This window comes from Malikia granosa (assembly GCF_002980595.1).
Taxonomy (GTDB): domain Bacteria; phylum Pseudomonadota; class Gammaproteobacteria; order Burkholderiales; family Burkholderiaceae_C; genus Malikia; species Malikia granosa.
Window position 1 is genome coordinate 1 of sequence record NZ_PVLQ01000114.1, and the last position, 10,517, is coordinate 10,517.

General features: G+C 67.0%; 8 protein-coding genes and 1 tRNA gene. 3 read left to right on the top strand and 6 right to left on the bottom strand.

Annotation, left to right across the window (positions count from 1 at the left end; translation table 11 throughout):
- Positions 1 to 13: 13 nt before the first annotated feature.
- A complete protein-coding gene (gene tssE / locus C6P64_RS16975) occupies positions 14 to 544 on the bottom strand; it encodes a type VI secretion system baseplate subunit TssE (RefSeq protein WP_105749719.1) in 531 nt (176 codons plus the stop codon).
- A 261-nt stretch (positions 545 to 805) separates the two neighbouring features.
- Here tssE and mutS point away from each other — a divergent pair, with 261 nt between their 5' ends.
- Together mutS and C6P64_RS16985 are read left to right on the top strand one after the other, a co-directional pair.
- Positions 806 to 3,484, top strand: a complete 2,679-nt coding sequence (gene mutS / locus C6P64_RS16980; protein WP_245911774.1) for a DNA mismatch repair protein MutS — start codon at positions 806 to 808, stop codon at positions 3,482 to 3,484.
- Positions 3,481 to 4,308, top strand: a complete 828-nt coding sequence (locus tag C6P64_RS16985; RefSeq protein WP_105749720.1) for a proteasome-type protease — start codon at positions 3,481 to 3,483, stop codon at positions 4,306 to 4,308. Before mutS ends, C6P64_RS16985 begins: the two co-directional genes overlap by 4 nt.
- A gap of 60 nt (positions 4,309 to 4,368) precedes the next feature.
- Here C6P64_RS16985 and C6P64_RS16990 read toward each other — a convergent pair whose 3' ends face one another.
- From C6P64_RS16990 to C6P64_RS17000, 3 genes are all read right to left on the bottom strand, one after another.
- Entirely contained in the window at positions 4,369 to 5,202 is an 834-nt protein-coding gene (locus C6P64_RS16990) for an undecaprenyl-diphosphate phosphatase (protein ID WP_105749721.1), read from the bottom strand.
- A gap of 86 nt (positions 5,203 to 5,288) precedes the next feature.
- Positions 5,289 to 5,573, bottom strand: coding sequence for a hypothetical protein (locus C6P64_RS16995; protein ID WP_245911775.1), 285 nt, complete (start codon positions 5,571 to 5,573; stop codon positions 5,289 to 5,291).
- 130 nt (positions 5,574 to 5,703) lie between these two features.
- Complete coding sequence (locus tag C6P64_RS17000; protein ID WP_211296877.1) at positions 5,704 to 6,783, bottom strand: acyltransferase family protein; 1,080 nt, start codon at positions 6,781 to 6,783, stop codon at positions 5,704 to 5,706.
- Between the two features lie 120 nt (positions 6,784 to 6,903).
- On the opposite strand from C6P64_RS17000, the gene C6P64_RS17005 reads away from it, so the two are divergent.
- Complete coding sequence (locus C6P64_RS17005) at positions 6,904 to 8,727, top strand: glutamine--tRNA ligase/YqeY domain fusion protein (RefSeq protein WP_105749724.1); 1,824 nt, start codon at positions 6,904 to 6,906, stop codon at positions 8,725 to 8,727.
- A gap of 170 nt (positions 8,728 to 8,897) precedes the next feature.
- On the opposite strand, the gene C6P64_RS17010 is transcribed toward C6P64_RS17005, so the two are convergent.
- Together C6P64_RS17010 and C6P64_RS17015 are read right to left on the bottom strand one after the other, a co-directional pair.
- On the bottom strand, positions 8,898 to 10,238 hold the full coding sequence (locus C6P64_RS17010) for a TIGR03862 family flavoprotein (protein WP_105749725.1): 1,341 nt from the start codon (positions 10,236 to 10,238) through the stop codon (positions 8,898 to 8,900).
- 70 nt (positions 10,239 to 10,308) lie between these two features.
- Positions 10,309 to 10,384 (bottom strand) — tRNA-Gly (locus C6P64_RS17015).
- Between the last annotated feature and the right edge of the window lie 133 nt (positions 10,385 to 10,517).

Here is a 10,517-nt window from a genome sequence, read left to right on the forward strand (position 1 = left end):
GCGTTAACAGGCCCTAGGCCTTGAGCTCGGAGAGCAAGACCTGGCCGGTCTCGAGATCCCATTCGGTGCGCAACAGCAGCTCGAGCGGCATGGGCTGGGCCCGGATCTGGCCACTGATGCGCAGACTGATCCGGTACTGCCCCTCCGGCCCTGGCGGCAGCCACGGAGCCTCGGCCTCGACTTCGAGCGTGTCGGGCAGCAGGCGCGGCTCGAAGCGCAGGATGGCCTCGCGGATCGCGCGCTCGAGCCCCTGCAGATCGAGCGTGGACCGGGTCTGGCCACCCAACGCGGGCAAGCCGTAGTTGAGCACCGAACGCCTGGCCTCGGGCCAGGCCTCGAGCGATTCGCCAGCGCCAGGCCGGGTCGCATTCATGAGCCAGTCGAGATCCCTCAGCACCGCCGCGCGCAGGCGGGACTGGCCCGACGGGCCGGATTCTGCAGCCTCGAGCTGGCAGCCTGGCGCCTCGTCCGTCAGGCGGTCGAGCAGGCAGGGCAGCAACCGGGCGACCGCCCCCGGGCTTCGCTTGGAGTCATATGCAGCCATGGCCTCCTCCCTCTCTTCCGGTCCAGGACCAGCGCAGGCCTTTTTACCGCTTGCAAGCCAGGATGGTCAATAGCACCGGCCCGCCGCCGCTTCGGCTCCAGACTTGGCCGGCAGGCGCAGCGCAAGCGCCTGCCCTGCCAGATGCTCAAGGCCTGCGACAATCCAGCCCATGCCAAGGCGCCGCGCCCGGCCTGTCGCCAGGATGCGGCCATGCCTGCCAGCGCCCGACCACGCACCGCCCAGCCTCACGCCCAGTCATCGATGTCCACCGAAAAAGCCTTGCCCCGGATCAACCCCGACCTCGAACAGCACACTCCCATGATGGCGCAATACCTGCGCCTGAAGGCAGACCACCCGAGCACCCTGCTGTTCTACCGCATGGGCGACTTCTACGAGCTGTTCTGGGACGACGCCGAGAAGGCTGCGCGCCTGCTCGAGATCACGCTGACCCGGCGCGGCCAGTCGGCCGGCGAACCGGTCGTGATGGCGGGCATCCCCTTCCACTCGCTCGAGACCTACCTGGCGCGCCTGATCAAGCTTGGCGAATCGGTCGCGATCTGCGAGCAGGTCGGCGACCCGGCCAGCTCCAAGGGTCCGGTCGAGCGCAAGGTGGTGCGCGTGGTCACGCCCGGCACCCTGACCGACAGCGAGCTGCTGAGCGACAAGAGCGAATCGGTGCTGCTCGCGGTGCATGCGGGCCCGCGCGCGACCTGCGGCCTGGCCTGGCTCAGCGTGACCCAGGGCGTCTTGCAGCTGGCGCAATGTCCGGCCGACGAATTGCGCGCCTGGATCGTGCGCATTGCCCCGAGCGAGCTGCTGCACAGCGCGGACGTCACGCCCGCCTTCGAGCAGTCGCTGCAGGAGCTGCAGCGCCAATGGCCGGCACTGGCCCAGACAGGGGCTGGCGCGCGCCTGAGCCTGGCGCTGCGCCCGGCCTGGGCCTTCGATCCGGCCTTGGGCGAGCGCAAGCTCTGTGCCCAGCTGCAAGTGGCCGGCCTGGCAGCCTGGGGCGCGCAAGACCTGCCGCAGGCCCATGCCGCCGCCTCCGCCCTGCTCGACTATGCCGAGCACACCCAGGGCCGGGCGCTGGCCAATCTGTGCCAGCTGCGGGTGGCGCGGCCGCAGGAGCTGATCGAGCTGCCGGCGACGACCCGGCGCAACCTCGAGCTGACCCAGACCCTGCGCGGCGAGTCCGCGCCAACCCTGTTCTCGCTGCTCGACAGCTGCCAGACCGGCATGGGCAGCCGCCAGCTCAAGCGCTGGCTGCTCGAGCCGCCGCGCGACCGGGCACCGGCGCGCCAACGGCTGCAGGCCATCGGTATCCTGCGCGCCGGCCTGCACGAGCCGCTGCGGCTGGCGCTCAAGGGCGCGTCGGACGTCGAGCGCATCAGCGCGCGTATCGCGCTGCGTCAGGCGCGCCCGCGCGAGCTCGTCGGCCTGGTCCAGACGCTCGAGCGCGCCGCTGCCCTGTCGGCCGCCCTGCAGCAAGGGCTGCAAGCAGTCGCGGTCCAGCCGGCCACGCTGCTGGGCGAACTCGCCCGCGAGCTCGAACCGCCGGCGGGCTGCGCGGCCCTGCTGCAGGCCGCCCTGCTGCCCGAGCCGGCTGCCCTGGTGCGCGACGGTGGCGTGATCAACCATGGCTTCGATGCCGATCTGGACGAGTTGCGCGCAATCCAGGACAACTGCGACGACTTCCTGCTGGCGCTGGAGGCGCGCGAGCGCGAGCGCACCGGCATCAGCAACCTGCGCGTGCAGTACAACAAAGTACATGGCTTCTACATCGAGGTCACCACCAGCGGCCTCGACCGCGTGCCCGACGACTACCGCCGGCGCCAGACGCTCAAGAACGCCGAGCGCTTCATCACGCCCGAGCTGAAGGCCTTCGAGGACAAGGCGCTCAGCGCGCAGGAACGCGCGCTGGCGCGCGAGAAATGGCTCTACGAAGGCCTGCTCGACCAGCTGCAAGCCCATGTGCAGGCGCTTGGCAGCCTGGCGCGCGCACTCGCCAGCCTCGATGCGCTGTGTGCGCTGGCCGAACGGTCGCTGACGCTGAACTGGTGCGAGCCGCAGTTCGCGCTCGAGCCCTGCATCGAGATCCGGGCTGGCCGCCACCCGGTGGTCGAGGCCCGGATGGCCGAAACCGGTTCCGGCAACTTCATTCCGAACGACACGGTGCTGGGCGCCAAGGCGAGGCTGCAGATCATCACCGGCCCCAACATGGGCGGCAAATCGACCTATATGCGCCAGGTCGCGGTGATCGCCCTGCTCGCGAGCATGGGCAGCTATGTGCCGGCGCAAAGCTGCCGGCTCGGACCGCTCGACGCCATCCACACCCGCATCGGCGCGGCCGACGACCTGGCCAATGCCCAGTCGACCTTCATGCTCGAGATGACCGAGGCGGCACAGATCTTGCACGCGGCAACGCCACACAGCCTGGTGCTGATGGACGAGATCGGGCGCGGCACTTCGACCTTCGACGGCCTCGCGCTGGCCTCGGCCATCGCCTCCCATCTGCACGACAAAGTCAAGGCCTTCACCCTGTTCGCGACCCATTACTTCGAGCTGACCGAGTTCCCGGCCTCGCACCGCCATGCCCTCAACGTGCATGTCAGCGCGGCCGAGAGCCAGGGACGCGACATCGTCTTCCTGCACCAGATCGAGCCCGGACCGGCCAGCCGCAGCTACGGCGTGCAGGTCGCCAGGCTGGCTGGGGTGCCCGCGGCAGTGGTGCAACAGGCGCGCCACGCGCTCGAGGCGCTCGAGGCCCACAGCGCCAGCGCCACGGCCCAGGTCGACCTGTTCGCCCCACCGCCCGCCGCCGACACGCCCGAGCCGAGCCGGGTCGAGCTCGCGCTCGCCGCCGTCGATCCCGATGTCCTGAGCCCGCGCGAGGCGCTCGAACAACTCTATTTGCTCAAGAAACTCCAAACCCAAGCATGACTTACTGCGTCGCCGTCAAACTCAACGCCGGACTGGTCTTCCTGTCCGACTCCCGCACCAACGCCGGTCTGGACCAGATCAGCACCTTCCGCAAGATGATCGTCTACGAGAAGCCGGGCAACCGCTTCATGTGCCTGCTGTCGGCCGGCAACCTCAGCATCTCGCAGTCGATCCGCGAGATCCTGCAGTCCGAGCATCTCAAGGACCCCGACAGCGACGAGCCGATCACGATCTGGAACGCCAAGAGCATGTTCGACGCCGCCCGCGTGCTGGGCCAGGCGGTGCGCCATGTGCAGCTGCGCGACGGCGAGGCGCTGCGCCGGGCCGGCGTCGACTTCAACGTCAGCATGATCTTCGGCGGCCAGATCGCTGGCGAAGGCATGCGCCTGTTCCAGGTCTACTCGGCCGGCAACTTCATCGAGGCCACGCCCGAGACCCCCTTCTTCCAGATCGGCGAATCCAAGTATGGCAAGCCGGTGCTCGACCGCGTGATCACGCCGACCACCCCGCTCGACGAGGCGGCCAAATGCGCACTGGTCTCGATGGATTCGACGCTCAAGTCCAACCTCTCGGTCGGCCTGCCGCTGGACCTGGCGGTGTACGAGGTCGACCGCTTCGAGAGCGACAAGATCGTCTGCATCGACGAGAACAACCCCTATTTCCGCATGGTGCGCACGACCTGGGGCGAGAAGCTGCGCGAGGTCTTCGATGCGATCGAGCACCCGGCCTGGGACGGCCACGCGACCGAAGTGCCGCTGCTGCATCCGAGCCGGCGCAACCAGCCGCTCAGGAAGATCGCCAATGCCGGCGAGCGCCTGATCTGAGCAGGGCAGCAGACCGGGCAAGCCGCCCGGCCTGACCGAGCCAAGGCGTCTGGGCCAGCCTTATTCGGCCCAGACCACCCAGCCCTGCTGGGCCGTCAGCAGGATCAGCAGGCCGAAGGCGATCCGGTACCAGGCAAAGCCGGTGAAGCTGTGGCTGGCGACGAAGCGCAACAGCCAGCGGATGCAGAGCCAGGCGCTGATGAAGGCAAACAGCAGCCCGACGCCGAACTGGGGCAGATCGGCCAGGCTCAGCAGCGCGCGCTCCTTGTACAGGCTGTAGGCACCGGCGCCGATCAGGGTCGGAATCGCCAGGTAGAAGGAGAACTCGGTCGCGACCTGGCGCGACAGGCCCAGGAACATGCCGCCAATGATGGTGGCGCCGCTGCGGCTGGTGCCCGGCACCAGCGCCAGGCACTGCACCAGACCAACCTTGAGCGCATCGAGGCCGCTCATCTGGTCCACCGACAGGATGCGCGGTGCCGTCTCGCTGCGCGCCTGGCGGCGCTCGGCCCACAGGATGATCAGTCCGCCGATGATGAAGGTCGACGCCACCACCGTGGGCGTGAACAGGTTGGCCTTGATCGCCTTGCCGAACAGCAGGCCGAGCAGGACGGCCGGGAAGAAGGCAATCGCCACATTGGCCGCAAAGCGTTGGGCCTGGGGCTGGGAGGGCAGCTGCACCACGGTATCGCGCAGGCGCTGCCAATAGACCAGGATCACGGCAAAGATGGCGCCAGTCTGGATCGCGATATCGAACACCTTGCCCTTGTCGTCATGCATGTCGAGCAAGGTGCCGGCCAGGATCAGATGGCCAGTCGATGAGATCGGCAGGAACTCGGTCAGGCCCTCGACAATGCCCATCAGGGCGGCTTTCAGTAGCAGTAAGGTATCCATCAGACTGGTAGATTGGTTAAAGCCTACCAGTGTAAACCCGCACCGTGAACCGCCCGTTTCAGCCGCTTGCGCCTGAGCGCTGCGGCTCAGTAGCGACCATGACCATGGCGCCCGCCGTCCTCCCAGCGCTCATGGTCATGCTTCCAATGGTGCTTGTGATGCCGGCGCTTGTAATGCCCGGGCGGCGCCCAGGCCGAGCCATAGACCGGTGGTGCCATGACCCGCGGCGCTGGATAGACGACCACCGGAGCCGGTGCGACATAGACCGGCGCCGCATTGCTGGCCCCGATCACGACGCCGGGGCTCTGCATCCCGAGCGACCAGTACACCTCGCCGGCCTGTGCGCCGGCGGTTCCCCATGCCAGGCCCAAGCCCCCAGCACCAGGCCGAAGAATCCGGATCGCTGGCGTCCCGTCTGTGCGCCCGTCTCAACTTGCTTCATGTTCCACTCCTTGTGCGCGTTCCGACGCGCCTGAGAGGAATTAAAGCGTCAAAGCCCGCTCACAAGCCGCTTCGACTTGTGACAGATGTATCCACGGGTAAACGTGCCGTGCTGCCCCAGCGGCCCAGGGGCTGCTCCACCAGGTGATAGAAGGCCGCTCCCGCCAGATTGCAAGCCGCCCAGGCCAACAGCACGCCAACGGTCTGCACCCAGGGCTCGGCCGGGGCAAAACGGGTGAAGAGCGCATTGACCACCAGGGCCACCGGGAAATTGAGCAGGAAGACCGAATACGAGATCTGGCCGAAATAGGCCCAGACCCGGCCCTGCGGCCAGCGCTGCAGCCACTGTCCCTGCTGGGCGGCCCCCAGCAGGAGCGCCACCATCAGCGCCAGGGCGATCCGTTCACGGAATTCCACCGCCAGCGCACCCAGCACCAGCAGCGTGAACAGCAGTAGCCAGCCCAGGCCCTTGAGACCATGGCGCGGCTGGGTCGCCCAGTAAGTCAGCGCCCCCAGCCCGTAGGAGCCGAGAAAATAGATGGCCCAGATGTCCCAGTCCGGATCGAGATTGAAGCCGTAGAGCGACAGGATCACCCCCAGCAGCAGCAGCGTGGCGCTCAGGGCCAGTCGCCCGCCCAGCGCACGCGCCAGCCAGAGCAGGCCCAGCAGCAGGGCAAACAGCTGGAAGTCGATCGCGACATACCAGACGCCGGCCGAAATCGAATCGACGCCGAGCAGGCTGTGCAGCAGCAGCGCATGGGCGAGAAACTGGCCAAGCTCGGCCCGCTCCGGCAAGGAATCGTGCGCCATCCAGTAACGCGCGAATTCGGTACACAACAAGCTCAGCAGCAAGGCCACCAGATAAGGGGCGGCCGTGCGCAGGTAGCGCTTGCGCAGCAGCATCAGCGGCTGCGGCGTCAGCAGCACCCCGCGCGGCGCCAGGCTGCGCGCCGCCAGGAAGCCGCCCACGACCAGAAAAACCTGTACCGCCATGCGGGCGTCCCGGCTCAGCCAGTCGACCAGCTCGGGCAGCAGGACCTTGGTCCAGTCCGTCATGGGGCCGTAGAAAGCCAGATGATGCAGCACGATGAACTGCGAACCCAGCGCCTTGAGGGCATCGACCAGGGCCATCCGACCCATGCTTGCAACTCCTGCGACCGACATCTGCGCAACTCCTGACCGACCACCCGTGGCGGGCAGCAGGCACTATTAATCAGAAAAACCTGCAATGGTAAACCTGTCGCCTCTAAAATCCAAGACATGAGTTCCGCGCCCCACACCCCCGCAGCGCCCGAAGAAGGCACGACCAAGCCCAGCAACTTCCTGCGCCAGATCATCGAGCATGACCTGGCCAAGGGCACCTACGCCAGCCGGCGCTGGGCCGGCAGCCCCGGCGATGCCGCCCATCACGCCAGCGCGTCGCACGACCCGGCCAAGATCCGCACGCGTTTTCCGCCCGAACCCAATGGCTACCTGCACATCGGTCACGCCAAGAGCATCTGCCTGAACTTCGGCCTGGCGCGCGACTACGACGGCGTCTGCCACCTGCGCTTCGACGACACCAATCCCGAGAAGGAAGACACCGAATACGTCGATAGCATCATCGATGCCGTCAAGTGGCTGGGCTTCGACTGGGCCCAGATCGGCCAGGCCCCCGGCAGCGCGGCGCCCTACCAGGCCAGCGACTACTTCGACTTCATGTACCGCGCCGCCGAGGCCCTGATCGAACGCGGCCACGCCTATGTCGACGAGCAAAGCCCGGAAGAGATGCGCACCAACCGCGGCGACTTCTCCAGGCCCGGCATCGACAGCCCCTACCGCAGCCGCACCCCGGCCGAGAACCTGGCCCGCTTCCGCGAGATGCGTGATGGCAAGCTGGCGGATGGCGCCGCCGTGCTGCGCGCCAAGATAGCCATGGACTCGCCCAACATCAACCTGCGTGACCCGGCGATCTACCGCATCCGCCGCGCCACCCACCACAACACCGGCGACCAGTGGTGCATCTACCCGATGTACACCTTCGCGCATCCGATCGAGGACGCGCTCGAGCAGATCACGCACAGCATCTGCACGCTCGAGTTCGAGGACCAGCGCCCCTTCTACGACTGGCTGCTGGAACGCCTGATCGAGGCCGGCCTGCTGGCCGCGCCGGCACCGCACCAGTACGAATTCGCGCGCCTGAACCTCACCTATGTCATCACCAGCAAGCGCAAGCTGGCCCAGCTGGTCAACGAAGGCAAGGTCAGCGGCTGGGACGACCCGCGCATGCCCACCATCGTCGGCCTGCGCCGCCGCGGCTACACGCCGACGGCATTGCAGCTGTTCGCCGAGCGCATCGGCGTGACCAAGAGCGACAGCTGGATCGACTACTCCACGCTCGAGGGCTGCCTGCGCGAGGACCTCGAATCCCAGGCGCACCGTGGCATGGCCGTGCTCGACCCGGTCAAGCTGGTGCTGACGAACTGGGACGAAGTCATGGGTGCCGGCCATCTGGAGCCCTGCAGCCTGCCCGCCCTGCCCCATGTGCCCGAAGGCCAGCCCGAGCCGGCAGCGCGCGAGTTCACGATCGGCAAGGAAGTCTGGATCGAGCGCGAGGACTTCGAGGAAGTCCCGCCCAAGGGCTACAAGCGCCTGTTCCCGGGCAACAAGGTGCGCCTGAAGGGCGGCTACGTGATCGAATGCACCGGCTGCGAGCGCGACGCCGCGGGCCAGGTCACCGAGGTGCATGCGCTGCTGGTGCCCGATACCAAGAGCGGCACGCCGGGCGCTGACAGCGTCAAGGTCAAGGCCGCCATCACCTGGGTCGGCGTGGCCGATGGCGTGGCGGCCGAGATCCGCCTCTACGACCGCCTGTTCAGCGATGCCCATCCCGATGCCGGTGGCAAGGATTTCCTCGGCAGCCTGAACCCGGACAGCCTCAAGGTCGTGACCGGCTATGTCGAGCCCTCGCTGGCCCATGCCGAACCCGACCAGAAGTTCCAGTTCGAGCGTCACGGTTACTTTGTCGCCGACCGCCAGGACCACGTCAAGGGCCAGCCGGTATTCAACCGTGCCGTCGGCCTCAAGGACAGCTGGGGCAAGTGAAGCGGCACGGGCATTGGGGGCCGCTCCGGTGCCAGCTTCGGGCGCTGCTCGCCATGGGCTGCGGTCGCAAGCAACGTCAGTAAGCAGGCCAGCGAGACGCTGACGACCAGCGGCGGCGCCCAGCCTGGTGCTGGCCAGGCCTTGGATTGCCGCGCGCCGCCAGCCCGGCCTTACCGGTCCTGCGCTACGGCAGCGCGACCGCTCGCCTGCCGCAGATAGTCCTGTACCCCCTCGGCGGCCACCTTGCCGCTCGCCAGGCAGGCCGTCAACAGATAGCCTCCGGTGGGAGCCTCCCAGTCCAGCATCTCGCCGGCACAGAACAGACCGGGACTGCTGTCGAGCATCAGCTGCGGACTCAAGGACTCGAGCGCCACCCCACCGGCGCTGCTGATCGCCTCGTCGAGCGGGCGCGCAGCAACCAGGGTCAGCGGTAGCGACTTGATCGCGGTGGCCAGTCTGACCGGATCCTGAAGCTGCTTGCGATCCAGCAATTCATTCAGCAGGGCAATTGCCGCCGCTGACAGACCAAGCCAGGCACGCAGGCAGTTGGCCAGGCTCTTGCCCCCGCGCGGACGAGCCAGCAGGGCCTGGATCTTCTCCAGCTCCAGATCGGGCCGCAGGTCGAGCAGCAAGCTGGCGCTGCCATGGCGTGCGATCTCGTCGCGCAGCAGTGCAGAGGCGGCATAGACCAGGCTGCCCTCGATGCCGCAGGCAGAGAGGACGAACTCGCCCTTGCGACTGAATTCCTGCCCCAGGCTGTCACTGCAGCGCAAGACCACATTCTTCAATGGCTGACCGGCATGGCGTTGCGAGAAATAGTCGCTCCAGCCCGGACGACCATTGACCGCCACCTCGAAGCCGCAGTTGGCCGGCTGCAGGGGCAGCACCGAGGCGCCCAGCGCCTGCAGCGAAGCCGTCCACCGGCCGTCCGAGCCGAGTCGGGCCCAGCTGCCGCCCCCGAGCGCAAACACCACGGCCCTGGCCTGCACCCATTGCAGGCCTTCTGCCGATTCAAACGCCAGCTGCCACTGCTCGCCGCTGCGCTGACAGGCACCGGTCCAGCGCCGACGCATGTGGAAGGTGACGGCAACACCGGCAGCGGGATGGCGCAGGCGCTGCAGCCAGGCACGCAACAGCGGTGCGGCCTTCATGTCGGTCGGAAAAACCCGCTGCGAGGAGCCGACAAAGGTCTCGATGCCCAAGCCACTGGCCCAGTCACAAATATCCTGCGGTCGCAAGCGCTCGAGCCAGGAACGGCACTCAGGCGCCCGCTTGCCATAGCGGCTGACAAAACCGTCGAAGGGCTCGGCATGAGTCAGGTTGAGGCCGCCAATGCCCGCCAACAGGAACTTGCGTCCCAGCGTCGGCATCGCATCGAAAAGGTGAACCGCATGGCCTGCCGCGGACAGCTGTTCAGCCGCCATCAGCCCTGCAGGGCCGCCACCAACGATGGCCACGTCGGCCTCGAGCCAAGGCCTGGAGACAAGGGAATCAGGGGTGGAGACCGGCATAAGATGCATGACAGGCAGGATCTTGACGCACAAACAAAAACGCCCCGAATCATCGGGGCGTTTTCAAAACTGGAGCGGGATAAGAGACTCGAACTCTCGACCTATACCTTGGCAAGGTATCGCTCTACCAACTGAGCTAATCCCGCATGAACCTCATCAAGACATGATCTTGATGATGTATTTATTATAGGCTATCAGCCTCGTATCGAGCAAGCTGAAAAACCATCAATTCCGGGCAGCCAACCAGCTGCCAAGAGCAAACCCCGAATCTGTCTTGAT